Raw genomic sequence first — 24,556 nt, forward strand, 5'->3', positions numbered from 1 at the left:
CGCCTGAGGGATCAGCGCCGGCTAGACAAAGATCTCGCCCAGTTGGTACGGATCCCGAAGAAGCAAAAATAACCCGCCGAAACGCCAAACCCTGTGGCGAGGGAGCTTGCTCCCGCTGGGGCGCGAAGCGCCCCTAAAACTGCCAACTCGATTTGCCGGTTAAAAGTGCATGCAGGACTTTACGACGGCTACGCCGCCGAGCGGGAGCAAGCTTCATCGCCACAGATAATCAGGCATTACCCGCCAGCTTCATCCGCGCTGCCGCGGTGAAGTCGAGCATGCGCTTGAGCGGGCGAATCGCCTGAGGGATCAGCGCCGGCTCGACAAAGATCTCGCCTGAGCCCTCACGCAGGCACTGAAGCGTGCGCTCAAGGGTGTTCATCGCCATCCACGGGCAATGTGCGCAACTGCGGCAGGCCGCGCCGTTGCCGGCGGTAGGCGCCTCGATGAAGACCTTGTCCGGGCACAGCTGCTGCATCTTGTAGAAGATGCCACGGTCGGTCGCCACGATCAGGGTCTTGTTCGGCAGGCTTTGCGCAGCGGCAATCAGCTGGCTGGTGGAGCCTACCGCGTCGGCCAATTCGATCACCGCTGTCGGCGACTCCGGGTGCACCAGAATCGCGGCGTCCGGATACAGGGCCTTCATGTCTTCCAGCTGCTTGGCCTTGAACTCTTCGTGAACGATGCAGGCACCGTCCCAGAGCAGCATGTCGGCGCCAGTCTTGCGCTGAATGTAGGTGCCCAGGTGTTTGTCCGGGCCCCAGATGATCGTTTCGCCGTTATCCATCAGGCTCTCGACAATCTCCAGCGCGCAGCTGGAGGTCACCACCCAGTCTGCCCGCGCCTTCACCGCTGCCGAGGTGTTGGCATATACCACCACCGTACGCTCCGGGTGCTGATCGCAAAACGCCGAGAACTCGTCGACCGGGCAACCCAGGTCCAGCGAGCAGGTCGCCTCCAGGGTCGGCATCAGTACGCGTTTTTCAGGGTTGAGGATTTTTGCGGTCTCGCCCATGAACTTCACACCGGCAACCACCACGGTCTTGGCCGGGTGAGCGTTGCCGAAGCGGGCCATTTCCAGGGAGTCGGAAACGCAGCCACCGGTTTCTTCGGCCAGGGCCTGAATGATCGGATCGCAATAGAAGTGGGCAACCAGCACCGCGTCCTGAGCCTTGAGCTCGGCGGCGATGGCGGCGCGGTAATGGGCTTGCTCTTCGGCGCTCAGCGGTTTGGGCTGTTTGGCGTCGAGGTGGGCTTGTACCAGAAGGCGTTCTGAAATTTGCGTCATGATCGCAAGACCTACGGGCGCTTTCGCGCGAAAGTCGAGTATACACCCGGCTCCGGACCACAGAAGGTACCGCCGGGAGAGTGAGTATTCATCAGGCATGGACAGCATTGAAGCTGCGCAAGGCTACAGAATATCCCCGAGATGCAAAAGATCATTCTGACCTGCGTCACGCGGTGCAACACCCGGATTGAGCCAGGCTCAAATCGCAGGCAAAAAAAAACCCGGAAATCCTCACTTACGTGGGCCTTCCAGATTTTTTAAAATGGTGGGTCGTGTGGGATTCGAACCTACGACCAATTGGTTAAAAGCCAACTGCTCTACCAACTGAGCTAACGACCCGCTGTGTGGTGGCGCGTATAATACTGATTTTTAAGGACTATTCAATACCTAATTTGAAATAAATCAAAAATAAACGGTTGGGTCGCTGATTCCGGCCGCCAGGAAGCCTTCTGCACGCAGACGGCAGCTGTCGCACCTGCCGCAGGCACGGCCGTTATCGTCCGCCTGATAGCAGGAAACCGTTAGTGCATAGTCGACGCCAAGCTTCACGCCCGCCTGGACAATTTGCGCCTTGCTGAGGTTTTGCAGCGGTGCCTGGATACGGAAACCGTTCCCCTCTACCCCGGCCTTGGTCGCCAGATTGGCCATGCGCTCGAAGGCTTCGATGAACTCGGGACGGCAATCCGGGTAACCGGAATAATCCACCGCATTCACGCCGATGAAAATGTCGCGCGCGCCGAGCACTTCGGCCCAGCCCAATGCCAGAGACAGGAACACGGTATTGCGGGCCGGCACGTAAGTGATCGGGATACCTTCACTCGGCGCCTCAGGCACATCGATGGAGCTGTCGGTCAATGCCGAGCCACCAATGCCGTTCAGGTTCAGGCCAATCACCTTATGCTCGATCACGCCCAGATCGCGCGCTACACGTTCGGCAGCCTGCAACTCGGCGCGGTGGCGCTGACCATAGTCGAAACTCATGGTGTAGCAGCTGTAGCCCTCAGCACGGGCCATCGCCACGACCGTTGCCGAGTCCAGACCGCCGGACAGCAGGATGACCGCGCGTTTTTCAGTAGTGTTCAGTTGTTCAGTCATTTCAGCGCCCCGGCTCGTCGTTCCAAAGATATTTGTGCAGCTGCAATTGCAGGCGCACCGGCAGGTTGTCCGCAACAATCCAGTCAGCCAGCTCGCGCGCGCTCAAGTCGTGGTGACTCGGCGAGAACAGGACTTCGCCGGCACGCTGGTCGAGACCGTACTGAATCAGCTTGGAGACCGCCCAGTCGTAGTCCTCGCGAGAGCAGATCACGAACTTGACCTGATCGTTGGCCGTCAGCAGGGCGATGTTCTCGTAGAGATTGCGGTGCGCTTCTTTCGACCCGGGTGTTTTCAGGTCAAGCACTCGGCTGACCCGTGGATCGACCGCTGAAATATCCAGGGCGCCACTGGTTTCCAGCGACACCTGGTAACCGGCGTCACACAGCTGCTTGAGCAAAGGGATGGCATTAGGTTGTGCCAGCGGCTCACCACCAGTGACACAAACGTAGCGCGGACGAAAACCGGCCACTTGCTCGAGGATATCCTCGAGCGGGCGAACGGTGCCGCCAGTGAAGGCATAGGCGCTGTCGCAGTATTGGCAACGCAATGGACAACCGGTCAGGCGCACAAATACAGTGGGCAGCCCGGCAGTCCGCGTTTCACCCTGCAACGAGTAAAAAACTTCGGTAATTCTCAATGTGTCTTGCATAGTCGCCACGGGCGTAACAGCTAAACAGGCTGTCCGCCTCCGTCAGGCACTTAAAGGAACCCCGCCAACGCGCAGATCCCCAAAAGCGGTGTTTCATAAAAAAGGGGGGTGAATTCTAACGAAAAAACCCGCGGCAAGCGCGGGTTTCTTGTAAACGGGTCAAACAGCCTTACATGCGCTGCAGATCGCGTTGGGCCAGCTGAGCGGCGGAAGTACCCGGGTATTGGGAAACCACCTGCTGCAGAATGCCTTTGACCTTGTCGGTATGACCCAGGCGGCGCTCTACATCAGCGAGCTTGTACAGCGAGTCAGGCACTTTGGCGTGCTTGGGGTACAGCTGCGAAACCTTGGCAAAAGCCTGACCCGCACCTTGCAGGTCGCCCTTGGCCAGGTTCACTTCGCCCAACCAGTATTGGGCATTGCCCGCGTACTGACTGTTCGGGTATTTGCGCAGGAATGCCGCAAACGCCTGGCTGGCCTTGTCGAAATCCTTGGCTTTGATCAGGTCGAAGGCCGCATCGTAATAGAGCTTTTCCTTCGCCGGATCACCCGGTTCGCTGCTGGCCGCAGGGGCTTGAGTAGCAGCACTCGCACCTGCAGCTGCACCGGCGGCATTATTCATATCGCCACCGGCTGGAGAATTTTGAGGAGCCGCAGCGGGTGCACCGCCGGTTCCAATACGCCGATCAAGATCCTGGTATCGCTCCAGGTTTTCCTGCTTCATGCGCGCTACATCATTTTGCAGAACTTCGATCGCACCTTGTTGGCGCGCGATTTGTTCCTGCATTTGTTGCAGTTGGTTGAACAGCACGCCCTGTGCCGAGGCAGGGGCCGTAACCCCTCCCCCGGCATAGGCGCCGTTCGTACCGTAACCCGCAGGCGGATAACTGCTCCCGCTATTGTTATAACCGGAGTTGTCATCGACCACAGGAACCGCAGCCCACACCGCAAGCGGTGCGAGACTGAGAGCCAGAACAGTTACAGCACGACGGCACGTTCGCATGACGAATTACTTACGCAGTTCGACGCGACGGTTTTGAGCCCAGGACTGCTCGTCGTGGCCAGTAGCAACTGGACGCTCTTTACCGTAGGAAACCAGTTCCAGCTGAGCTGGGGAAACACCTTGCAGTACCAGGTAGCGTTGAACGGCTTTCGCACGACGCTCGCCCAGTGCCATGTTGTACTCACGAGTACCACGTTCGTCGGTGTTGCCTTCCAGAACAACGCGAGCGCCGTTTCCTTTCAGGTCTTTGGCGTGAACGTCCAGAGCGCGCATGGCTTCTGGCTTCAGGTCCGAACTGTCGTATTCGAAGTAGAAGGTGGTGATTGCGCGCAGAGCAGCTTCTTCGCTCAGGGAGCCGTCAACTGCACCAGTGTTAGCGCCGTAACCAGCGTTTGGATCTACAGCGCCTGCACCGGCGTTGTCGCCGCCTTTGGACGAGCAACCTACAGCTACAGCCATGGCCAGGGCCAGCGCAGCAAACTTACCAAACTTCAGCATTTCCATCGTGAAACTCCTAATGAACCCCAATGTGTTAAGTAAAACGTGTAGCGCCGCGTCAGTTCAGGTAAGGGGACCAGGAAGGTTCTCTGACTTCGCCTTGAGCGGTAGGAAGCGGGAGCCTTACGCGTCCATTGATGGACACGAGCATCAAGACTCCCCGGCCCTGCTGGGCGGTGGCGTAGATTACCATGGTGCCGTTGGGCGCAACAGTGGCTGACTCATCTAGGTTGGTGTCTGTCAGGATCTTTACACTACCGCGCTGCAAATCCTGAGCCGCCACCCGGAAATTGGTGAAGCCATCCTGACGGTGAATCATGACAAGCGTCTTTTCGTCAGCCGACAGTTTCGGGTTGGCGTTGTAGTTACCGATAAAGGTCACACGCTCCGCACCACCACCATTGACGTTGGTCTTGTAGATCTGCGGCTTGCCGCCACGGTCGGAGGTGAAGTAGATGGTCGAACCATCCTTGCCCCAGAACGGTTCGGTGTTGATGCCAGGACCAGCCGTCACGCGATTGATCTGACGCGACCCCAGGTTCATCACGTAGATGTCCGGGTTGCCGTCCTTGGACAGCACAAACGCCAGGCGAGTACCGTCCGGAGACCAGGCTGGCGCGCCGTTGAGGCCTTCGAAGTTGGTGATCTGCTCGCGGCGACCGGTGTCGATGTTCTGCATGAAGATGCGCGGACGCTTCTGCTCGAACGACACATAGGCGATGCGCTTGCCATCCGGAGCGAAACGCGGCGACAGGATCGGCTCACGCGATTGCAGCAGGGTCACGGCACGAGCACCGTCGTAGTCCGAACGCTGCAGGGTGTAGCGCGTGTTGTTCACCGAAAAGCGCTCGGCCGTTACATATAGCAGGCGTGTGGAGAACGCGCCCTTGATGCCGGTCAGCTTTTCGAACGACTGGTCGGAGATGTAGTGCGCCATATCGCGCAGTTGATCGACGCCACCCGACACGCTACCGGTCAGCACTTGCTGCTCGGTCGCGACGTTGAACAGTGCGTATTGCACCTGCAGGCGACCGCCCGCCGGAACGATGCTGCCGACCATGATGTACTGGGCGCCCAGGGCCTTCCAGTCACGGTAGATGACTTCGCTGGCCGAAGTTGGCTGGCTGATCATGTTCTGCTTTGGAATCGGCGAGTAGTAACCCGAGTTGCGCAGGTCGTTACCGATGATTTCCGCCATGTCGTCCGGCAGGACGCTACCGCCCTGCCAGCCAAATGGAACAACCGCAATCGGTGTTGCCCGGTCACTGCCGCTGGTGACCAGAATGTTCTTTTCATCTGCTGCCGCTATCCCTGCCATGCAGCAAATAACGACAAGCATTCCTCGAAGAAGGTTTCTCACAAGGCTAGATCCTCAGGTGTGAATGTCATCTTGAATGAACGATAGGGAGCGAAATCGCTCGGCTTCATTCCCTGCATTTCTGTCAAACGTCCAATATTCTTGACCGCCGCTACAGCCGAAGCGTCAAACGGACCATCGCCACTGGACTTGGCCACGCTGACCGAAGTCACCGTACCATCGGGCAACATGCCGATTTGCAGCACAACCGTCATGCCTTTGCGTGCCGAAGGAGGACGAGCCCAACCTTCCGCTGCCCGAGCACGAATCAGATCATCGAAACTGCCCGCGGTTTCATCGCCCTGCTCATCGGCCAAGGCTTGCTGACGCTGCGGCGTGTCGGAAAGCAAATCAGCCAGGGCCTGAGCCTTTTTCTCTTCGGCAGATTTACGCGCCGCTTCCTGCGATTTTTTCTTCGCAGCATCGGCAGCAGCTTTCTTCTTCGCTTCCTCGGCGACTTTTTTCTTCGCCTCGTCCGCTTCAGCTTTCTTCTTGGCGTCTTCCGCGGCTTTCTTCTTCGCGTCTTCGACTATCTTTTTCTTCGCTTCTTCAGCGGCCTCTTTCTTGGCCTCTTCTTCAGCGGCTTTCTTGGCTTCTTCTTCAGCTTTCTTCTTGGCTATATCAGCCAATTGTTTCTGTTCGGCCTTTTTGGCTTCGGCGGTCTTCTTCGCTTCATCGGCTTTCTTGGCTTCATCAGCCTTTTTCGCCTCTTCCGCTTTCTTCGACTCGTCGGCCTTCTTGGCTTCCTCGGCTTTTTGAGCCGCCGCTTCTTTCTTTTGTTCCGCAGCCTTCACCGCTTCCTGCTCGACCTTCTTCTGTTCCATCTGTTCGACTTCGGTCTGGCGCGCAGCGGATTTCTGCGCTTCACCCGCAATCTTCTGATTGGTCTGGGTGGTCGCCCGACTTTTCGATTTCAGTTGGTACAGGGTCGCCTGGACGATCGGTTTGGCCGGCGGCAATTCCGGTGTCATGGAAAAACTGACGAACAGCATGCCAAACACCAGCACGTGCAGGCCGATCGCCCAGACACTAGGCCAGAAATAGCTTTCCGAGGCTGTCGGCTCTCGCTGTTGCTGCATCAGGGCGCCTCGGTAATCAAGCCAACATTACCGACCCCGGCTTTCTGCAACCCACCCATGGCGCCCATGACGGAGCCGTAATCGACGCTCTTGTCGCCACGAATGAAGACCTGGGTGTGCTTGCCGTTTTCATTACCGGCGCTGATGATCTTGGTCACGGCGCTGGTCATCTGCGGCAGGGTCATGGCCCTGTCCTGCTGCTTATCGGTGTCGACTTCGCTGCCAAGGTTCCAGTAATAGGTCTTGTCAGCCTTGATCGAAATGGTCAGGACCTGGGTGTTGTTGTCTTGCGGCAAGGCTTCGCTGGAAACCTTGGGCAGATCAACTTTCACGCCCTGATTGAGCATCGGTGCGGTCACCATGAAGATAACCAGCAGTACCAGCATCACGTCGATGTAAGGCACCACGTTCATCTCGGCAACCGGCTTGCGCTTTTTGCGAGCTCGAGCGATTAAAGCCATTGGGAATTACCTGCTTATTCTTCGCTGGTGTGCACTTTGCGGTGCAGGATCGCCTGGAACTCGTCGGCGAAGGTGTAGTAACGGCTAAGCAAGGTTTCGCTGCGGGCAGAGAAACGGTTGTAAGCGATAACGGCCGGGATCGCCGCGAACAGGCCGATGGCCGTTGCAACCAGTGCCTCGGCAATACCTGGAGCCACGGTGGCCAGGGTTGCTTGCTGGGCAGTTGCCAGTCCACGGAAGGAGTTCATGATGCCCCAGACTGTACCGAACAGGCCGATGTACGGGCTGACGGAACCGACGGTCGCAAGGAACGGCAGGCTCTGCTCGAGCTTTTCTTCTTCGCGGGAAATGGCCACGCGCATGGCGCGCGCCACACCTTCCATGACCGCTTCCGGATCAACGCCTGGCTGCTGACGCAGACGGGAGAACTCCTTGAAACCTGCACGGAAGATCTGCTCTACGCCGGAATCCGGGTCAGGGTTGCTGCCGGCCTGACGGTAGAGTTTGGACAGGTCGATGCCGGACCAGAAGCGCTCTTCAAAGCTCTCCAGGGCACGTCGACCGGCGCGCAGCAAATTGCTGCGCTGAAAGATCATGATCCACGAGGTCACCGATGCGGCTACCAGGATCAGCATTACCAACTGCACCACAACGCTGGCATTGCTGACCAGGCTCCACATGGAGGAATGGTCGACGACGTTAGCTTCCACGCTTTATCTCCTGCTCTGAGTGTGTACCCGCGCCGCTCACGTCGGCAAAGGCCGCACGTAGAGCTTCGGGAATGGCCCGGGGTTTCAAACTATGGGTGCGCACACAGGCCACCAAAAACTGCCCTTCGCAGAGCAGTGCATTATCCGCGGCTCGCCTGACCTGCTGTTTAAAGCGCAGGCTGACGCGGTTCAATTCGATTACTTCTGCACTTACCAGAAGCTCGTCGTCCAGTCGCGCCGGCGCGTGATAGCGCGCTTCGCTGGAATGCACGACGAACAACAGGTCCTCACCAGCAAGCTGCGATTGGGCAAAGCCCAGATCCCGTAGCCGCTCGGTTCGAGCCCGCTCCATAAACTTAAGGTAATTAACGTAATACACGATGCCGCCGGCATCGGTGTCCTCGTAATAAACGCGACAACGATGTGCGAACGACTCAAGCCCGTTTTGCGCGCGCATACTCTAGTGGTTACTCCTCAGGTTGCCAATCCGGCCAGGCAACTGTTTTTTCATTCTCGAACGACTTTCGTGCGAAAGATCGGCAATCGCAGTCCCCTAGGACCGCACAAAGCCGAAATAAATCGGCACGCAGAGGTCGTCATTCGTCTACTGCATCAAGAAACTCGTCTGGCACGGGCATTTCACCTAACCGCGACGGGATATTCAAACCGAAATGCAGGTACGCATGCCGGGTCACGACCCGTCCACGCGGGGTCCGCATGATATAGCCCTGCTGAATCAGATAGGGTTCCAGCACATCCTCGATGGTGTGCCGCTCTTCGCTGATCGCCGCCGCGAGACTGTCCACCCCGACCGGGCCGCCATCGAACTTCTCGATCATGGTCAGCAGCAGACGCCGGTCCTGGTGATCGAAGCCACGCTCATCGACGTCCAGCAGGTTCAGCGCCAGATCGGCAATCGGTTTAGTGATATGCCCCTTCGCCCGGACTTCGGCAAAATCGCGCACCCGGCGCAACAAGCGGTTGGCGATACGCGGCGTACCACGGGCCCGACGGGCGATTTCAAAGGCACCCTCCGGGTCCAGCGGCAAGCCGAGGATGTTCGCCGAACGGCTGACGATGGTCGCCAGATCCGCCGTGCTATAGAACTCCAGGCGCTGAACGATGCCGAAGCGGTCACGCAACGGGTTGGTCAGCATCCCGGCACGGGTGGTGGCGCCGACCAGGGTGAACGGTGGCAGGTCGAGCTTGATCGAACGCGCCGCCGGCCCTTCACCGATCATGATGTCGAGCTGGAAGTCTTCCATGGCCGGGTACAGCACTTCTTCGACAATCGGCGACAGTCGATGGATCTCGTCGATGAACAGCACATCATGCGGCTCGAGGTTGGTCAGCAACGCCGCCAGATCCCCCGGACGCTCGAGGACCGGCCCCGAGGTGCTTTTGATCGACACGCCCATTTCCTGGGCAATGATGTTGGCCAAGGTGGTTTTACCCAGCCCCGGTGGACCGAAGATCAGCGTGTGATCGAGGGATTCGTTGCGCCCGCGGGCAGCCTGGATAAACAACTCCATCTGCTCGCGAACGGTCGGCTGGCCGATGTATTCGGCCAGGCTGACGGGACGAATCGCGCGGTCCTGGACTTCTTCGCGGTCACGGGGGCCACCCGTGGCGGCGATCAGACGATCAGCTTCAATCACTTAAATCATTCCCTTCAGGGCGCGACGAATCAGGTCTTCACTGCTCAAGCCTTTCTCCTTGATGGCAGAAATCGCCTTGCTGGCCTCCTGCGGCTTGTAGCCCAGGGAAATCAACGCACTCACCGCGTCATTTTCGGCGGTGGCCACGGGTATTGGCGCATCCGGCTGATTCGGCACCAGGGCGAACATGCTTGGCACGGTCTCCCAGGCCTTGAAACGATCCTTGAGCTCCACCAGCAAACGCTCGGCGGTCTTCTTGCCGACGCCCGGCACCTTGGTCAACGCCGATGTGTCCTGCGCCTGCACGCAGCGCACCAGCTCATCGACTTCAAGGCTCGACATCAAGGCCAGCGCCAACTTGGGGCCCACACCATTGAGGCGGATCAATTCACGGAAAAAATCGCGCTCACGCTTGCCAATGAAGCCGTAGAGCAGCTGGGCGTCTTCACGCACAACCAAATGGGTGTGCAAGGTGATCGGCTCTCCGACCGACGGCAGTCGATAAAGCGTGGTCATCGGCACTTCCAGCTCATAGCCCAGACCATTTACATCCAGTATCAGGTGCGGCGGCTGCTTCTCAGCCAAGGTGCCGCGCAAACGTCCAATCACGTTTCAAATCCTTAAGCGTTGGCCAGATCTGGCTGACGAGTACCAAAGTGAGCGTGGCGGCCGGCAAAACAGGCGCAAAACGCTCAACGGATAAAATGAGTGGGCTGATGCTATCAGATCAGAGGCGAAGGCGACCGCCACGACTGCGAGCCGTCCCCAGACCATGGGGTAACAGGCTGGAACGGGTGTGAGCATGACAAATGGCGATTGCCAGGGCATCCGAGGCATCGATTTGCGGTTTGCTGGTCAGTTTCAGCATGTGCATGACCATCATCTGCACCTGCTCTTTATTCGCCGCGCCCGTCCCGGTCACCGCCTGCTTGACCTGGGTTGCGGTGTATTCGGCAATTTCCAGGTTTTCTTCGGCGCCGGCAACGATGGCCGCGCCACGAGCCTGGCCCAGCTTCAGGGCCGAGTCGGCGTTACGGGCCATAAAGACCTTTTCGATCCCCATGGTGACCGGGCCGTAGGTCTGGATGACTTCACGCACACCGCGATAAACAATTTGCAGCCGTTCATGCAACTCGCCGCTGCCGGTACGAATGCAACCCGAGGCGACATACACGCAGCCACGGCCGGTATCGCGTACCACGCCGTAACCGGTAATGCGCGAACCGGGGTCGATACCAAGAATTAAAGTCATAACGCCTGCGGGTTTAGAGAGTTAGGCCAGCACAGAGCAGGCTGTGCCGAGTGCACATTTTGCGGCCCTGCCGAAAACCCTGTGGGAGCCGGGCTTGCCCGCGATAGCGGTAGAACATTCAACATCAATGTCGAGCCTGCCGACGTCATCGCGGGCATCGGAACGCCGCCCGGCCCGCTCCCACACCAGATCTGCGTCGCCCATCAGCCCAGCTGCGCGGCCACCGACTCTGGAATATCCGCATTGGAATAAACGTTCTGCACGTCATCCAGGTCTTCGAGCATGTCGATCAGCTTGAGGATCTTCTCGGCGCCTTCCAGGTCCAGTTCGGCACTGGTGGTCGGCAGCATGACGATTTCCGCGTCATGACCTTTGAAGCCAGCAGCTTCCAGAGCATTACGAACCGAGTAGAAGCCGGCGAACGAAGTGAACACGTCAATCGAGCCGTCTTCGTGGGTGACCACGTCATCGGCGTCAGCTTCCATGGCCGCTTCCATCAGCGCGTCTTCGTCGACGCCCGGCGCGAAGGAAATCTGCCCCTTGCGCTCGAACAGGTAGGCCACCGAACCGTCGGTCCCCAGGTTGCCGCCGCATTTGCTGAAAGCGTGACGGACAGCTGCTGCAGTGCGGTTGCGGTTGTCGGTCATGCACTCGACCATCACCGCTACGCCGCCCGGACCGTAACCTTCGTAGCTCAATTCGACCATGTCGTCGGTGTCGGCAGCGCCAGCACCACGAGCCACCGCGCGATCGATGATGTCACGGCTCATGTTCGCGCCAAGGGCTTTATCCAGCGCCAGACGCAAACGCGGGTTGGAGCCCGGATCACCGCCACCCTGACGGGCTGCGACAGTCAGTTCACGAATCCACTTGGTGAAAATCTTGCCCTTCTTGGCATCCTGACGTTCTTTGCGGTGCTTGATGTTCGCCCACTTGGAATGACCCGCCATAACTCGCTCCGAATTCTCTTTAAAACAATTCTCTATAAAACAATGCCCGCACGCCCATGAAGGCGAGCGGGCAACACAATCTGGATCTGACACCCTGGCGCATCGCTTGATGTGCCAGGGTGCTCGGTCTTACTCAGCCTTAGGCTGTTCGCGCAGGCGAATGTGCAGCTCGCGCAGCGCCTTGGCGTCGACCAGGCCAGGTGCCTGAGTCATGACGCAGGCAGCGCTCTGGGTTTTCGGGAAGGCGATCACTTCACGGATCGACTGGGCGCCGGTCATCAGCATCACCAGACGGTCGAGACCGAAAGCCAGACCACCGTGCGGCGGCGCGCCGTATTTCAGGGCGTCGAGCAGGAAGCCGAATTTCTCTTCCTGTTCCGCTTCGCTGATACCCAGCAGACGGAAGACCGACTGCTGCATTTCCTTGCGGTGGATACGGATCGAACCGCCACCCAGCTCGGTGCCGTTCAATACCATGTCGTAGGCACGGGACAGAGCGGTCGCCGGGTTGGCTTCGAGCTCTTCTGGCGTGCACTTCGGTGCGGTGAACGGGTGGTGCAAGGCGGTGAAGCTGCCGTCGTCGTTCTCTTCGAACATCGGGAAGTCGACAACCCACATCGGTGCCCACTCGCAGGTCAGCAGGTTCAGGTCGTGACCGACCTTGATCCGCAGTGCGCCCAGCGCTTCGCTGACAATCTTGGCCTTGTCGGCACCGAAGAACACGATGTCGCCATCAACCGCGCCAACGCGATCGAGGATCACATTGAGGTTGGCTTCAGGGATATTTTTGACAATAGGCGATTGCAGCCCTTCAACGCCCTTCGCGCGCTCGTTGACCTTGATGTACGCCAGGCCCTTGGCACCGTAGATGCCGACGAACTTGGTGTAGTCATCGATCTTGCTGCGCGGCATGCTCGCCCCGCCTGGAACGCGCAGAGCGGCGATACGGCTTTTCGGGTCGTTGGCCGGGCCACTGAAGACCTTGAAATCGACTTCCTTGAGCTGGTCGGCAACGTCAACCAGTTCCAGCGGGTTACGCAGGTCCGGCTTGTCGGAACCGTAACGACGCATGGCCTCGTCCCAGGTCATGTGCGGGAATTCACCGAATTCCAGACCCAGCACTTCCTTGAACAGGTTGCGGATCATGCCTTCGGTCAGACCCATGATCTCGGCTTCGTTGAGGAAGCTGGTCTCGATGTCGATCTGGGTGAATTCCGGCTGACGGTCGGCACGCAGGTCTTCGTCGCGGAAGCATTTGGCGATCTGGTAGTAACGATCGAAACCGGCAACCATCAGCAGTTGCTTGAACAGCTGCGGCGATTGCGGCAAGGCGAAGAAGCTGCCAGCGTGAGTACGGCTCGGCACCAGATAGTCACGTGCGCCCTCTGGGGTGGCACGAGTCAGGATCGGCGTCTCGACGTCGAGGAAGCCGTTCTCGTCCAGGTAGCGACGGATGCTGGTGGTCATGCGCGAACGCAGACGCAGCTTCTCGAGCATTTCCGGACGACGCAGGTCGATAAAGCGATAACGCAGGCGGGTTTCTTCGCCAACGTCGGAGAATTCGTTGAGCGGGAACGGCGGGGTTTCCGCTTCGTTCAATACTTCCAGCTCGTAGCCCAGCACTTCGATCATGCCCGAAGCCATGTTGGCATTACCGGCACCGGCTGGACGCAGGCGCACCTTACCGGTGATCTTGACCACGTATTCGCTGCGCACACGGTCGGCGGCGGCGAAGGTTTCGGCGCGATCCGGATCGAACACCACCTGGGCCAGACCTTCACGATCACGGATATCGAGGAAGATCACCCCGCCGTGGTCACGACGACGGTGGACCCATCCGCAAAGGGTAACTTCCTGACCTTCCAGGCTTTCGTTCAGTTGGCCGCAATAATGGCTGCGCATCATGGTAGTGGTTTCACTTCTCGTAATTCGAAATTCGTTTGGAGGCCTTGCCGCACCACCGCACTTCAATAAGGTGCCTGATGATGCAAGAGCTCACGCGTGTCGTTCAACTTAGTCAGCTTTGTCGCCGCCGGCCAGATTCTTCTTCGAACCGGTTTTGAAATCGGTCTCGTACCAGCCGGTGCCGCTGAGGCGGAAGCCTGGCATGGACAGCATCTTTTTCAATTCGGGTGCCTGGCAGGCAGGGCAGTCGACCAACGGTGCTGCGCTGATCTTCTGAATGGCTTCCAACTGATGACCACAGGAAGCACATTGATAGTCGTACATCGGCATGGGGTTGTCTCGGCAATCAGATTATCACCGCGCAAACGTCGGGTTTCGCGGCAAAGGGCGGGATTATATCCATTAAATCGAGCCTGTGCAGCCGTAACGCTGCACAGGCACGTGCTCATTCGGATGACGCCTGGTCACACGAGCCGTCCCCAACACCGAGCGGCACGTCATTCAACGCTACAGGCGTCCTCATTCAAACTGTGTACGACGCACACCACCCGTACCAGCCCGCTGAAATTTTTCACCCCGCCATGACGCAGGTGCACCTCTCTATCAACGTAGGAAAGCAAAGCGCTCACCGAGCAACAGTTGATTTTCGCCATCCTGGCCAAAATATCCCAATAGACCTGCTCAAGGCGCAAACAGGTGGCAAATCCATTCAAACGCACTGATCGGGACAATGGACGCGCCAACCCCATATCAAACTCCCGAACAAAAGGATCTCTCTTCCCCTCCTGCTTTCCATCTTGAAACCGAGCGACTTCGATTGTCCCTTGCCCTATTCCTCGACTCATACTGCTGACACTCCTTTGTCATACTTGCTTTCAACAAGAGCAACCCTCTGTTTCCTTATAGAAACGCAGGCGGATAGTTATATCCAGATGACTTTATGACCATCAACGTAGGACAAGCCAACAACCGTAGGGAGACCGTTAACACGGTCCTACATCTGCCTATAAAGCGGAATTTCAGCGCGGGAAAAGTCAGAACCACCGAGCGAATAAAGCCGAAAAAGGCTCGGACATCGCCCTATCAGAGAAGCATCTCAGACCACGGACAGGAGAAGCACTGACGGCGCCGGGCACCCTCTGACACTCGCGCACCTCTTTCCCCTCTATAGAAGAAAACACCCTGAATCCACGAACTCAAGGCGTTTTCTCTGCCCGCAGCAGGCCAAAAAACCGATCGAGCTCTCTAGAACAAGCCTTCAGGCAACACCTGCGACCAGCACGCACAAACCGCCATCCGCCTCCGCCGCCATGCCCCCTGCACTTGATTTGAGAAGGCCTGGGCTTTGCTGTTAAATAGAGGCGTGTCGCTGCCTCTATTTTCCTGGGTGCAGCGCATAGGCTGATAGCGGGTACGTGCCCAGCGCCTCCCATTGTTCAGAAGCGAACCGTGCTCAATCAGCTCTTCCTTGTGATCCGTCTTAACGTGAGTCAATCAAAATGTTGAAAATCGTCCACCTGCTAACGGGCGCAGCGGCTTTGCTGCTGTCCTTCATCCCTAGCTTGCGAACCGAAGCCGCACCTTACCTGCAACAACCTGACGCGCTGTACCTGGCGTTCTTCGGCTTGCTCAACCTGACCCTCGCGCCGGTTATTCCTTACTGGAACAAAGGTCCACGTCACCAACTGCAAAATCTGGTCAGTGCCTTGCTGGTGCTTGCCGTCGTCGTGCAAACCCTGACCCTCCTCGCACCGATGCCGGTCATTGGTGGTCAGCCCGCAGTCCTGCTTAGCCTCATCGTCGCCCTGATCGCCGTACTTCTGCACCTGGCCATCAGCTTTTATAAATCCTCTCCTGCTGCCGCTACGCAAAATTACGACATGACCAATCGTGATACCGGCACCGTCAAATGGTTCAACACCTCCAAAGGCTTCGGCTTCATTTCTCGCGATTCCGGAGACGATATTTTTGTGCACTTCCGTGCAATCCGTGGTGAAGGTCACCGCGTCCTGGTCGAAGGCCAGCGCGTGGAGTTTTCTGTCATGAACCGTGACAAGGGCCTGCAAGCTGAAGACGTGATCGCCGCGTTACCGCGTCGCTGATGTAAGTTCCACGCCCACACTAAAAAACCGCGATGCAGCCTGGCTGCATCGCGGTTTTTTATCGACTGCCGATGTGTCGCCCCGGCCGGCACTCAGTAATGCGGTGGTGGAGCCTCTTCTTCGAAGGACTCGAACTGCCCGGCCGCTTCTTCCTGGCGCTTGAGCAACGCTTCCATTTGCAACTGCAAGCGCTCGACCACCCGCTGCTGTGTCACCAGCACATCATTCATCGCTTCAATCGTGTCATCCTGAAACGCCAGACGACTTTCCAGTTCGGTAATGCGCTCTTCCAGGCTCATGGTTCAGCCCTCCAGAAACGTGAAGTCATCGGTCAAGACCAAACGCAGCCGTTCGCGAATTACTGCCACTTCTTCGGCACTGTAAGGCTTGGCCGGGTGTTTGCCCCAAACCGGGGCTGGCCAGGCGGCATCATTGCGCTTACGCACAATGACATGCATGTGTAGCTGACTGACAACATTCCCCAGGGTCGCGATATTCAACTTGTCGGCGTCGAACGAATCCTTGAGCGTTTCGGCCAACTCGGTTGTTTCCCGCCACAACTGCTGCTGGTCGGCGACATCCAGTTGAAACAACTCGCTGATATCCTCACGACGCGGCACCAGGATAAACCAGGGGTAATTCGAATCATTGGACAGCAACAACCGACTTAGTGGGAAATCCCCAATCGGCAGGGTGTCTTGTTCAAGTCGTGGATCTAAGGCGAACACCGCGCGCACTCCCGCACTTTGCATGAGACTCAGTTTAGCGCCCAGCCCGAAGGCTAATCGCCCGTATATAACAGCAGCATACCCGCGAACGCCGCACGGATCACTGCGAAAAAACAGGGCACACAGCCCCGAGCCGGACGACCCGATACAAACGCTCAACGCACGAACGCCCCGGTACTGAACATTTTCATTCTCGACGCACCACCTCAGCACCAGACCTCGGCGCTTCGTCAAAAAATCAACGACCTATCAGTGGATGTAGATCTGCATTCGAGGTCTTCGCTGTACGAATTTCGTACAGTCTTGAAAATTTTTTGCACCAAATCTGCACACTGCGTCTACGCTGAAAACGTCGAGCATCCGCCGTCTACTCACCCGCGAGGGTGGAGCAGTAACATTTGTGTGCTAATACTCATGCTCTTTGATGGTGCAACACTAGAAGAACCGCGGCGTCAAGCTCAAACAGATCAGCCCTGAAAGCCCCGGTTTTATGCGGCTTTAGTCATTAAGGCAGGTTTTTTTGAAAAAACCGGCAACAAAAAGCCGATTTGTGCACGCTTGTTGCATTCATACACACATCGCCTGTAAGGCATCCGCTGGAAGTCGGAACCTAAAGGCTCATAACAATAGCGGCATGGCTGCCCAGGGAGCTTCAAGTGCAAGACAGGGATTTCTTTTTCTGATACTGAAGCCTTGGAAAACAACGCTGAAGTTGTCAGTCCGAAGGCAAAAAAATTGTGAAATTACGACCTCTACAGCGCATTTTGCGACAGGGCCGTAAAGAAGCTGAAAGGTTAGATACGCAAGTATCGCCAACATTGTCGGCGTGATATAAGTTTGCGCCGACACAAAAAGAAAGAGCCGCCCAGATAATAAATCAGGTGGGACGGCAGTACTCTTCTAAAACCAAAGGAGCAAATCACGATGCGCGTGATGAAGTGGAGCATGATCGCCCTGGCTGTTACTGCAGCTACCGGCGCCCAAGTCGCTATGGCCGACCCGTTTGTAACCGACCAGGCTGACGCAAAAGGTTTCGTTGAAGGCGCCTCCGCTGGCGTGGTACTGAAGAACTACTACTTCAACCGTAACAACAAAAATGGCGCTGAAGACCAGAAAGACTGGACTCAGGGCGTACTGGGCAAGTTCAACTCTGGCTATACCCAGGGTACGGTTGGTGTGGGCGTTGAAGCCTACGGCGATGCCGCCTTTAAACTGGACGGTACTGACGCGCAATCGGGTACGGGCAACATGAGCCGCACCACCTTCCGCGACGCAAACGGCAAAGTTATTGGCCACGACGTCAATAGCCAAATGGGTAAAGCGGGTGCAGCACTGAAGGTTCGCATCTCCAAAACCGAGCTGAAAGTGGGTGACTTCACACCTTCCACCGCCCCGGTATTCGCTGTTGGCGGCTCCCGCATGTTCCAACAAACCGCTAGCGGTTTCCAACTGCAGAGCAGCGAGATTAAAAACCTCGATCTCGAGGCCGGTCACTTCACCGGTGGTAGCAGCCAGGACCAAACCCGTCACAATGGCGAGCTTTGGACCCAGTACGCTGGCACCAAGGTCGAAGCTGCTGATTACTTGGGTGGTAAATACGGCATCAATGACAACCTGAGCGTTTCGCTCTACGGTGCCAAGTTCCAGGACACCTGGACCCAGTACTACGGCAACGCGAACTACACCATTCCGTTGGCGACTGACCAGTCCCTGAACTTCGACTTCAACCTGTATCAGACAAACGATACCGGTGCAGCGAAAGCAGGCAAAATCGACAACACCACCTACTCGCTGGCAGCGGCCTACTCCTTCCTGAAGGCGCACACCGTTACTCTGGCGTTCCAGCAAGTTCACGGTGATACACCATTCGACTACATCGGTGTAGGCGATAACAACCGCGGTGGCGACTCGATCTTCCTGGCCAACTCGATTCAGTACTCTGACTTCAACGGCCCTGAAGAAAAATCCATCCAGGTACGTTATGACCTGAAAATGGCTGAGTACGGCGTACCAGGCCTGAGCTTCATGGCTCGTTATGCTCACGGTCAAGGCATCGACGGCACCAAGATGGCTGCTGACAGCCCTTACCGCCTCTACGGCTACGGCGAAGACGGTCGTCACAACGAGACCAACCTGGAAGCCAAATACGTTGTCCAGAGTGGTCCTCTCAAAGACCTGTCCTTCCGTGCTCGCCAAGCTTGGCACAGAGGCAACAACGACCAGGCCGAAGGCAATATCGACGAGTTCCGCCTGATCACCGAGTACCCAATCAACATCCTGTAATCGCTACGACTACAGTTGTTCGGTTGATATAAAAAAGGCCCATCAGTGATGGGCCTTTTTTTTATGACTGCTTGATGACAACATGAAATTAGCTACCAATAAATAGCCTGCTAATAATAAGCCCGCACTCTATTCCGCTTTCAGAACAACAAAACAGCAGACTGTAAAAACACTCAAGGGGCTTATCGCCCCTTGAGTTCGTTACCGATACTTGACCAACAGGCCAAGTAATAATCCGCTACTTGTTACGCCGTTTCCTGAACCATACGAATCATTCGTTGCGGGTACGGGATATCAATACCTGCCGCCTTCAGACGATCACGGGCGTGTTCATTGAACATGAACATCACATCCCAGTAGTCCGCCGTTTTCACCCAAACGCGCAGGGAAACCGTAATCGAGCTATCGCCCAGGGTCGACACTACCGCTACCGGCGCAGGATCAGCCAACACGCGCTCATCCTTGGCCAACTCCAACAGCACCTCACGCGCCTTCTGCAAATCGGCGTCGTAATTCACAGCGATGTCAAACACCACTTTACGGGTCTGTTGACGGTTGTGGTTGGTGATGATGCCGTTCGACAGATTACCGTTAGGCACGATGACGGTTTTGTTGTCACCGGTGCGCAGCAGGGTATGGAAGATCTGAATGCTGTCGACGGTGCCGGTAATGCCCTGTGCTTCGATCACATCACCGATACGGAACGGACGGAACAACAGAATCAACACCCCGCCAGCGAAGTTCGCCAGACTGCCTTGCAACGCCAGACCGATCGCCAGACCGGCAGCACCAATGGCGGCCACGAACGAGGTGGTCTCAACACCGATCATCGACGCGACGCTGACCATCAGCAGCACTTTGAGGATGATGTTCGCCAGGCTGCTCATAAACCCCTGCAACGCCAGATCGGCGTTGCGCAGGGCCAGCAGCTTGCCAACCTTGTGGGTCAGCTTGTTGATCAGCCACCAGCCAATGGCCAGGGTAATGGCCGCCAGCAGCACACGGCTGCCGTATTCCATGATCATCGGGATCCAGGCCTGGGAAGCCTTGACCAGGTTGTCCACTTCAGCATTTATGTCCATCTATCTCTCCTGATTCCCGGCTACCCGGCACGTAAAAACTGCACGGCAGAAAGACCGAGCCAAGGATGATGGCTCAATCGTTTCTGCCGTTACATGGGCCTCGGACGTCATTAACGCCCGGAGGTTCCCTGAAGACTGATCAGTCGCGGAAGTTGTTGAACTGCAGCGGCATGCCAAATTCCTTGGCGCGCAGTGCCGCAATGGCTTCCTGCAGGTCATCACGCTTCTTGCCGGTGATCCGTACCTGCTCGCCCTGGATGGCGGCCTGGACCTTGAGCTTGGCGTCTTTGACGTGAGCAACGATCTTCTTCGCCAGCTCCTTGTCGATGCCTTCCTTGAGCACGGCATCCTGCTTCATCAGCTTGCCGGAAGCATAGGCGTCTTTTACCTCAAGGCACTGCACATCGATCTTGCGCTTGACCAGTGCCAGCTTGAGGATCTCGATCATCGCTTCCAGCTGGAAGTCGGCCTCGGCAGTCAGATTGACAGTCAGGTCCTTTTCCTTGAACTCGAAGCTGCCCTTGCCTTTCAAATCATAACGACGGTCGAGTTCCTTGACGGCGTTCTCGACCGCGTTGGTGAGTTCGTGTTTGTCCAGTTCGGATACCACGTCGAACGACGGCATGTAATCTCTCCAATAAAAAAGGGCGCGCTCAATAGCGATGGAACACGCCTGGCTTGCGGTTAAAATCCGCGCTGATTATAACGGGTCTTTACCTTCCTACGCTGCGAGCCTCACATGCGCCTGCCAATCCGAGCAAAAAACTGATGTCGACCACCTGGCACGTCCTTGGCGCCGGCAGCCTGGGCACCCTGTGGGCCACGCGCCTGGCACGGGCTGGCCTGCCGGTGAAACTGATTCTGCGCGACACGGCGCGCTTGCAGGCCTATCAGGCCGCTGGCGGGCTGACCTTGGTCGAACAGGGCGAAGCGCGGCAGTATGCGATCCCCGGCGAAACTGTCGACAGCGCGGGCCCGATAGACCGCTTGCTGGTGGCCTGCAAAGCCTACGACGCCGAAAGTGCAGTCGCGCAACTGGCAGCGCGTCTTGCACCCAATGCCGAGCTGATTCTGTTGCAGAACGGCCTCGGCAGTCAGGACGCCGTTGCCGCACGTGTCCCGCAGGCACGCTGCATCTTTGCCTCAAGCACTGAAGGCGCGTTTCGCGATGACGACTGGCGCGTGGTGTTTGCCGGCCATGGGTACACCTGGCTCGGCGATGCCAGCCACCCTACCCCGCCGATCTGGCTGGATGACCTGAGCGCCGCCGGCATCCCGCACGAATGGAGCACAGACATTCTGACCCGCCTGTGGCGCAAACTGGCGCTCAATTGCGCAATCAACCCCCTGACCGTGCTACATGACTGCCGCAACGGCGGTTTGCAACAGCATCATTGCGAGGTCGCCACTCTCTGTGCCGAGCTGAGCGAGCTGCTGGAGCGTTGCGGTCAACCTGCCGCCGCACACAACCTGCAGCAGGAAGTCGAGCGGGTGATTCAAGCAACTGCGGCCAACTACTCGTCGATGTACCAGGACGTCGCCAGTCAACGCCGAACCGAGATCAGCTATCTGCTGGGGCATGCCTGCACTGCTGCGTCGAGACACCAACTGGTGCTGCCGCACCTCAATCAATTGCAGCAGCGGCTGATTACGCACCTGCACGCACGCGGATTGCCCAGCGACTGAGCAACGGCTACGCTGCCTTCCTGTTCCTTTTTAGCGACGACACCGATGCCATTGCGCCAGCGCCTTGAAAACCTGCCGGTCGGCCAGAAACTGCTGGCCGCCCTGTTGGTGCTGTTGACCACCGTGTTGCTGGTGGCCAACCTGACCTTTATCAGCGCCGCCTATTGGATCTCTCAGGAAAGCATGGCCCCGCAGGCCTTGCAGACCATCGGCCGGCTGGTGGCCAACCCGTCCATCGCCGACCAGGCGCTCAACTCTCCCGAAGAAGCCCAACGGCTGCTCAACGAACTCAACAGCTATTCACCGCTGCGAGCCGCAGCGCTGTATGACGGCAAAGGCCTGCGCCTGGCGCAGGTGCAGCACGGCGACAAACTCAAGCTGCCCGAGCACTATCGAAATATCGAAGCCTGGCAGGCCTCCGAGTTTCGCAGCAATCAGCTGATCACCCTGTTGCGCCCGGGCGAGGCGCCGGGTCATCTGCTGCTGGTGGCCAGCAGCGAATTGCCGATGGCGTTCTACACCGGCACCCTGACCGCCAGCCTCGGGATTCTGATTTTCAGCGTGCTGCTGTGGCTGGTGATTGCCCGGCAGATCAAACGCCTGATCACTCGGCCGATTCATGAACTCGAAGAATTGTCCCGACAGGTGACTCGCGAAGAAAACTACGCCTTGCGTGCGTCACGCGGCAACCACGACGAAATCGGCAGCCTTGCCGAAGCCTTCAACACCATGCTCTCGCGCATCGAAGCCCGTGAACAGCAACTCAAGCGCGCGCGGGACGACTCCCAGGCCGCCTACGACCAGGCCCAGGGCCTGGCCGAAGAAACCCGTCATACCAACCGTAAACTGGAACTGGAAGTCCAGGTGCGGAGCAAGATCGAGAAGAAACTCACCGGTTTTCAGAACTACCTCAACAGCATCATCGACTCGATGCCTTCGGCACTGATTGCCCTTGATGAACAGCTCTATGTGACCCAATGGAACCAGGAAGCCAGCGCACTTTCCGGTACTCGCCTGGACGAAGCGCTGAACCAGCCGATCTTCCTCGCCTTCGAACCGCTGAAACCGTTCCTGCCGCAACTCAGGGAAACCGTCGAGCAGCACAGCGTGGTCAAGATCGAGCGCGTTACGTGGGTCAAGGACGATGAGCCCAAGCATTACGCGCTGACCTTCTATCCGTTGATGGGCGGTGCCGGACGCGGCGTGGTAATCCGCATCGACGACATTACCCAGCGCCTGTCCCTCGAAGAAATGATGGTGCAGTCGGAGAAGATGCTCTCGGTCGGCGGCCTCGCCGCCGGCATGGCCCACGAAATCAACAATCCCCTGGGAGCGATCCTGCACAACGTGCAGAACATTCGTCGGCGCTTGTCGGCCGACCTGCCGAAGAACATCGAAACCGCCGAACAGATCGGCATCGAACTGGACAGCGTCAATCGCTACCTGCAAAACCGCGAAGTACCGCAACTGCTCGACGGCATTCAACAGGCCGGCGCCCGAGCCGCAAAGATCGTCACCCACATGCTTAGTTTCAGTCGTCGCAGCAACCGCCAAATGGCTCCGTGCGACCTGCCGGCACTGATCGATCAAGCCGTGGAGATCGCCAGCAACGACTTCGACCTGGCCATCGGCTTCGACTTCAAGGGCCAAGCCATCATTCGTCAGTTCGACCCGCAACTGGGGCCAGTCCCCGGCACTGCCAACGAGCTCGAACAAGTGCTGCTCAACCTGCTGAAAAACGCTGCTCAGGCGATTCACCAGCGTGAAAACGCCACAGAGCCGGGACGCATCATTCTGCGCACCCGACTGAACCCGCCGTGGGCGGAAATCCAGGTCGAGGACAACGGCGTGGGCATGAGCGAGAACGTGCGCAAGCGCACCTTCGAACCGTTCTTCACCACCAAGGAAATTGGCCAGGGCACCGGCCTCGGACTGTCGGTGTCGTACTTCATCATCACCAACAACCACAAGGGTCAGATGGAAGTGCAATCGACCCTCGGCCAAGGCACGTGCTTCACCTTGCGCCTGCCATTGGCGGGCACTACTCCGCTCGCCTCTCACGAACTCAAACAACTGGAGCGCTAAGCATGGGTTTTCGCTTGTCGAAGATTTACACCCGCACCGGCGACAAAGGTGAAACCGGGCTTGGCGATGGTCGCCGCGTACCGAAGGACCATCCACGGGTCGAAGCCATCGGCGAAGTCGATACGCTGAACAGCCAGCTCGGGTTGCTGTTGGCTGGCTTGGCCGAGCAACGCCACGCTCATCCTGGCCTGGCCGAGGTGATTGAGGTGCTTGAACCGTGTCAGCACCGGTTGTTCGATTTGGGGGGGGAACTGGCTATGCCGGTGTATCAGGCCTTGAATGCCGCAGAAGTCGAACGCCTGGAAGCGGCGATCGATGTCTGGAACGAGGAGCTGGGACCGCTGGAGAACTTCATTCTGCCCGGCGGTTCAGCCTTGATTGCCCAAGCCCACGTCTGCCGCAGCCTGGCACGCAGCGCCGAGCGACGTTGTCAGCATCTGAACGCGCTGGAGCCATTGGCCGGGGTTGGCCTGGCGTACATCAATCGCTTGTCGGACCTGTTGTTTGTGGCGGCTCGGCTGATTGCCAAGCGCCAGGGGATTGCCGAGATTTTGTGGCAAGCGGCGGCGAAGCCTGAGGCTTAACCAAGCAGAATTCCATCGCCTGTGAGGCCGCCATCGCGAGCAAGCTTTACTCCTACGGATTGATGTCGTTCACTAGTCTTGTGAACAACTCTGCCCTGTAG

General features: G+C 57.8%; 26 protein-coding genes and 1 tRNA gene. 5 read left to right on the forward strand and 22 right to left on the reverse strand.

All coding sequences use genetic code 11. From position 1 onward, the window contains the following. Positions 1 to 229: 229 nt before the first annotated feature. The 18 genes from nadA to AABM55_RS22865 all read right to left on the reverse strand — a co-directional run bounded on the left by nadA (position 230) and on the right by AABM55_RS22865 (position 14,750). The gene (nadA, locus tag AABM55_RS22780; protein ID WP_054593706.1) at positions 230 to 1,288 is read right to left on the reverse strand and encodes a quinolinate synthase NadA; all 1,059 of its coding nucleotides are present in this window, start codon (positions 1,286 to 1,288) and stop codon (positions 230 to 232) included. Between the two features lie 263 nt (positions 1,289 to 1,551). Further along, positions 1,552 to 1,627 (reverse strand) — tRNA-Lys (locus tag AABM55_RS22785). 63 nt (positions 1,628 to 1,690) lie between these two features. Further along, positions 1,691 to 2,383: a 7-cyano-7-deazaguanine synthase QueC gene (queC, locus tag AABM55_RS22790; RefSeq protein WP_347927832.1), complete on the reverse strand. Its 693-nt coding sequence runs from the start codon at positions 2,381 to 2,383 to the stop codon at positions 1,691 to 1,693. 1 nt (position 2,384) lies between these two features. Further along, positions 2,385 to 3,032 (reverse strand): 7-carboxy-7-deazaguanine synthase QueE, encoded by a 648-nt coding sequence (gene queE / locus AABM55_RS22795; protein WP_054593708.1) that lies wholly within the window; start codon positions 3,030 to 3,032, stop codon positions 2,385 to 2,387. Between the two features lie 169 nt (positions 3,033 to 3,201). Continuing rightward, complete coding sequence (ybgF, locus tag AABM55_RS22800; protein ID WP_054593709.1) at positions 3,202 to 4,035, reverse strand: tol-pal system protein YbgF; 834 nt, start codon at positions 4,033 to 4,035, stop codon at positions 3,202 to 3,204. Positions 4,036 to 4,041: 6 nt separating this feature from the next. Next, entirely contained in the window at positions 4,042 to 4,539 is a 498-nt protein-coding gene (pal, locus tag AABM55_RS22805; protein ID WP_054593710.1) for a peptidoglycan-associated lipoprotein Pal, read from the reverse strand. 52 nt (positions 4,540 to 4,591) lie between these two features. After that, a complete protein-coding gene (gene tolB / locus AABM55_RS22810; protein WP_173859947.1) occupies positions 4,592 to 5,872 on the reverse strand; it encodes a Tol-Pal system beta propeller repeat protein TolB in 1,281 nt (426 codons plus the stop codon). A 17-nt stretch (positions 5,873 to 5,889) separates the two neighbouring features. Beyond that, positions 5,890 to 6,969, reverse strand: a complete 1,080-nt coding sequence (gene tolA / locus AABM55_RS22815) for a cell envelope integrity protein TolA (protein ID WP_347927833.1) — start codon at positions 6,967 to 6,969, stop codon at positions 5,890 to 5,892. Further along, a complete protein-coding gene (gene tolR, locus AABM55_RS22820; RefSeq protein WP_162174768.1) occupies positions 6,969 to 7,421 on the reverse strand; it encodes a protein TolR in 453 nt (150 codons plus the stop codon). The genes tolA and tolR overlap by 1 nt, the downstream gene beginning before the upstream one ends. Positions 7,422 to 7,444: 23 nt before the next feature. Then, positions 7,445 to 8,140: a protein TolQ gene (tolQ, locus tag AABM55_RS22825; RefSeq protein WP_019693256.1), complete on the reverse strand. Its 696-nt coding sequence runs from the start codon at positions 8,138 to 8,140 to the stop codon at positions 7,445 to 7,447. Continuing rightward, the gene (gene ybgC / locus AABM55_RS22830; RefSeq protein ID WP_347927834.1) at positions 8,130 to 8,597 is read right to left on the reverse strand and encodes a tol-pal system-associated acyl-CoA thioesterase; all 468 of its coding nucleotides are present in this window, start codon (positions 8,595 to 8,597) and stop codon (positions 8,130 to 8,132) included. The genes tolQ and ybgC overlap by 11 nt, the downstream gene beginning before the upstream one ends. Positions 8,598 to 8,736: 139 nt before the next feature. Further along, positions 8,737 to 9,798 carry a Holliday junction branch migration DNA helicase RuvB gene (ruvB, locus tag AABM55_RS22835; RefSeq protein ID WP_054593713.1) on the reverse strand — a complete coding sequence of 354 codons (1,062 nt, stop codon included), beginning with the start codon at positions 9,796 to 9,798 and terminating at the stop codon, positions 8,737 to 8,739. Next, positions 9,799 to 10,407 (reverse strand): Holliday junction branch migration protein RuvA, encoded by a 609-nt coding sequence (gene ruvA, locus AABM55_RS22840; RefSeq protein ID WP_054593714.1) that lies wholly within the window; start codon positions 10,405 to 10,407, stop codon positions 9,799 to 9,801. Between the two features lie 118 nt (positions 10,408 to 10,525). After that, positions 10,526 to 11,050 carry a crossover junction endodeoxyribonuclease RuvC gene (gene ruvC / locus AABM55_RS22845; RefSeq protein ID WP_019693260.1) on the reverse strand — a complete coding sequence of 175 codons (525 nt, stop codon included), beginning with the start codon at positions 11,048 to 11,050 and terminating at the stop codon, positions 10,526 to 10,528. A gap of 203 nt (positions 11,051 to 11,253) precedes the next feature. Next, the gene (locus AABM55_RS22850) at positions 11,254 to 12,000 is read right to left on the reverse strand and encodes a YebC/PmpR family DNA-binding transcriptional regulator (protein ID WP_054593715.1); all 747 of its coding nucleotides are present in this window, start codon (positions 11,998 to 12,000) and stop codon (positions 11,254 to 11,256) included. A gap of 129 nt (positions 12,001 to 12,129) precedes the next feature. Beyond that, on the reverse strand, positions 12,130 to 13,905 hold the full coding sequence (aspS, locus tag AABM55_RS22855; protein ID WP_054593716.1) for an aspartate--tRNA ligase: 1,776 nt from the start codon (positions 13,903 to 13,905) through the stop codon (positions 12,130 to 12,132). Positions 13,906 to 14,013: 108 nt separating this feature from the next. Continuing rightward, a complete protein-coding gene (locus tag AABM55_RS22860; RefSeq protein ID WP_010457489.1) occupies positions 14,014 to 14,235 on the reverse strand; it encodes an FmdB family zinc ribbon protein in 222 nt (73 codons plus the stop codon). 167 nt (positions 14,236 to 14,402) lie between these two features. Next, positions 14,403 to 14,750 (reverse strand): ribbon-helix-helix domain-containing protein, encoded by a 348-nt coding sequence (locus tag AABM55_RS22865; protein ID WP_173859946.1) that lies wholly within the window; start codon positions 14,748 to 14,750, stop codon positions 14,403 to 14,405. Positions 14,751 to 15,404: 654 nt separating this feature from the next. Between AABM55_RS22865 and AABM55_RS22870 the strand changes: the two genes are divergently transcribed. Continuing rightward, a complete protein-coding gene (locus AABM55_RS22870) occupies positions 15,405 to 16,007 on the forward strand; it encodes a cold-shock protein (RefSeq protein WP_054593717.1) in 603 nt (200 codons plus the stop codon). A 92-nt stretch (positions 16,008 to 16,099) separates the two neighbouring features. On the opposite strand, the gene AABM55_RS22875 is transcribed toward AABM55_RS22870, so the two are convergent. Then, positions 16,100 to 16,306 carry a SlyX family protein gene (locus AABM55_RS22875; protein ID WP_019693266.1) on the reverse strand — a complete coding sequence of 69 codons (207 nt, stop codon included), beginning with the start codon at positions 16,304 to 16,306 and terminating at the stop codon, positions 16,100 to 16,102. A gap of 3 nt (positions 16,307 to 16,309) precedes the next feature. Next, positions 16,310 to 16,735: an HIT domain-containing protein gene (locus tag AABM55_RS22880; protein WP_054598166.1), complete on the reverse strand. Its 426-nt coding sequence runs from the start codon at positions 16,733 to 16,735 to the stop codon at positions 16,310 to 16,312. 924 nt (positions 16,736 to 17,659) lie between these two features. Here AABM55_RS22880 and AABM55_RS22885 point away from each other — a divergent pair. After that, positions 17,660 to 19,018 (forward strand): OprD family porin, encoded by a 1,359-nt coding sequence (locus AABM55_RS22885; protein ID WP_347927835.1) that lies wholly within the window; start codon positions 17,660 to 17,662, stop codon positions 19,016 to 19,018. 245 nt (positions 19,019 to 19,263) lie between these two features. On the opposite strand, the gene AABM55_RS22890 is transcribed toward AABM55_RS22885, so the two are convergent. Both AABM55_RS22890 and AABM55_RS22895 read right to left on the reverse strand, forming a co-directional pair. Next, positions 19,264 to 20,100: a mechanosensitive ion channel family protein gene (locus AABM55_RS22890; RefSeq protein WP_054593719.1), complete on the reverse strand. Its 837-nt coding sequence runs from the start codon at positions 20,098 to 20,100 to the stop codon at positions 19,264 to 19,266. 139 nt (positions 20,101 to 20,239) lie between these two features. After that, positions 20,240 to 20,725: a YajQ family cyclic di-GMP-binding protein gene (locus AABM55_RS22895; protein WP_019693270.1), complete on the reverse strand. Its 486-nt coding sequence runs from the start codon at positions 20,723 to 20,725 to the stop codon at positions 20,240 to 20,242. 143 nt (positions 20,726 to 20,868) lie between these two features. On the opposite strand from AABM55_RS22895, the gene AABM55_RS22900 reads away from it, so the two are divergent. The 3 genes from AABM55_RS22900 to AABM55_RS22910 are packed head-to-tail and all read left to right on the forward strand — an operon-like array spanning position 20,869 to position 24,455. Continuing rightward, positions 20,869 to 21,786 carry a putative 2-dehydropantoate 2-reductase gene (locus AABM55_RS22900; RefSeq protein ID WP_054593720.1) on the forward strand — a complete coding sequence of 306 codons (918 nt, stop codon included), beginning with the start codon at positions 20,869 to 20,871 and terminating at the stop codon, positions 21,784 to 21,786. 45 nt (positions 21,787 to 21,831) lie between these two features. Continuing rightward, on the forward strand, positions 21,832 to 23,871 hold the full coding sequence (locus tag AABM55_RS22905) for a HAMP domain-containing sensor histidine kinase (protein WP_054593721.1): 2,040 nt from the start codon (positions 21,832 to 21,834) through the stop codon (positions 23,869 to 23,871). A 2-nt stretch (positions 23,872 to 23,873) separates the two neighbouring features. Then, positions 23,874 to 24,455, forward strand: a complete 582-nt coding sequence (locus AABM55_RS22910) for a cob(I)yrinic acid a,c-diamide adenosyltransferase (RefSeq protein ID WP_054593722.1) — start codon at positions 23,874 to 23,876, stop codon at positions 24,453 to 24,455. Positions 24,456 to 24,556: the final 101 nt, after the last annotated feature.

Origin of the sequence: Pseudomonas helvetica, from assembly GCF_039908645.1 — a bacterium.
Lineage (GTDB): Bacteria > Pseudomonadota > Gammaproteobacteria > Pseudomonadales > Pseudomonadaceae > Aquipseudomonas > Aquipseudomonas helvetica.

Bases quoted from the DNA above. Each gene is read 5' to 3' on its own strand.
- AABM55_RS22865 (WP_173859946.1), bottom strand. From the start codon at position 14,750: ATGAGTCGAGGAATAGGGCAAGGGACAATCGAAGTCGCTCGGTTTCAA.
- ybgF (WP_054593709.1), bottom strand. From the start codon at position 4,035: ATGCGAACGTGCCGTCGTGCTGTAACTGTTCTGGCTCTCAGTCTCGCA.
- AABM55_RS22850 (WP_054593715.1), bottom strand. From the start codon at position 12,000: ATGGCGGGTCATTCCAAGTGGGCGAACATCAAGCACCGCAAAGAACGT.
- AABM55_RS22905 (WP_054593721.1), top strand. From the start codon at position 21,832: ATGCCATTGCGCCAGCGCCTTGAAAACCTGCCGGTCGGCCAGAAACTG.
- AABM55_RS22860 (WP_010457489.1), bottom strand. From the start codon at position 14,235: ATGCCGATGTACGACTATCAATGTGCTTCCTGTGGTCATCAGTTGGAA.
- tolB (WP_173859947.1), bottom strand. From the start codon at position 5,872: ATGCTTGTCGTTATTTGCTGCATGGCAGGGATAGCGGCAGCAGATGAA.
- AABM55_RS22895 (WP_019693270.1), bottom strand. From the start codon at position 20,725: ATGCCGTCGTTCGACGTGGTATCCGAACTGGACAAACACGAACTCACC.
- tolA (WP_347927833.1), bottom strand. From the start codon at position 6,969: ATGCAGCAACAGCGAGAGCCGACAGCCTCGGAAAGCTATTTCTGGCCT.
- AABM55_RS22875 (WP_019693266.1), bottom strand. From the start codon at position 16,306: ATGAGCCTGGAAGAGCGCATTACCGAACTGGAAAGTCGTCTGGCGTTT.
- AABM55_RS22870 (WP_054593717.1), top strand. From the start codon at position 15,405: ATGTTGAAAATCGTCCACCTGCTAACGGGCGCAGCGGCTTTGCTGCTG.
- ybgC (WP_347927834.1), bottom strand. From the start codon at position 8,597: ATGCGCGCGCAAAACGGGCTTGAGTCGTTCGCACATCGTTGTCGCGTT.
- pal (WP_054593710.1), bottom strand. From the start codon at position 4,539: ATGGAAATGCTGAAGTTTGGTAAGTTTGCTGCGCTGGCCCTGGCCATG.
- AABM55_RS22910 (WP_054593722.1), top strand. From the start codon at position 23,874: ATGGGTTTTCGCTTGTCGAAGATTTACACCCGCACCGGCGACAAAGGT.
- AABM55_RS22885 (WP_347927835.1), top strand. From the start codon at position 17,660: ATGCGCGTGATGAAGTGGAGCATGATCGCCCTGGCTGTTACTGCAGCT.
- ruvC (WP_019693260.1), bottom strand. From the start codon at position 11,050: ATGACTTTAATTCTTGGTATCGACCCCGGTTCGCGCATTACCGGTTAC.
- AABM55_RS22900 (WP_054593720.1), top strand. From the start codon at position 20,869: ATGTCGACCACCTGGCACGTCCTTGGCGCCGGCAGCCTGGGCACCCTG.
- aspS (WP_054593716.1), bottom strand. From the start codon at position 13,905: ATGATGCGCAGCCATTATTGCGGCCAACTGAACGAAAGCCTGGAAGGT.
- queC (WP_347927832.1), bottom strand. From the start codon at position 2,383: ATGACTGAACAACTGAACACTACTGAAAAACGCGCGGTCATCCTGCTG.
- nadA (WP_054593706.1), bottom strand. From the start codon at position 1,288: ATGACGCAAATTTCAGAACGCCTTCTGGTACAAGCCCACCTCGACGCC.
- AABM55_RS22890 (WP_054593719.1), bottom strand. From the start codon at position 20,100: ATGGACATAAATGCTGAAGTGGACAACCTGGTCAAGGCTTCCCAGGCC.
- queE (WP_054593708.1), bottom strand. From the start codon at position 3,032: ATGCAAGACACATTGAGAATTACCGAAGTTTTTTACTCGTTGCAGGGT.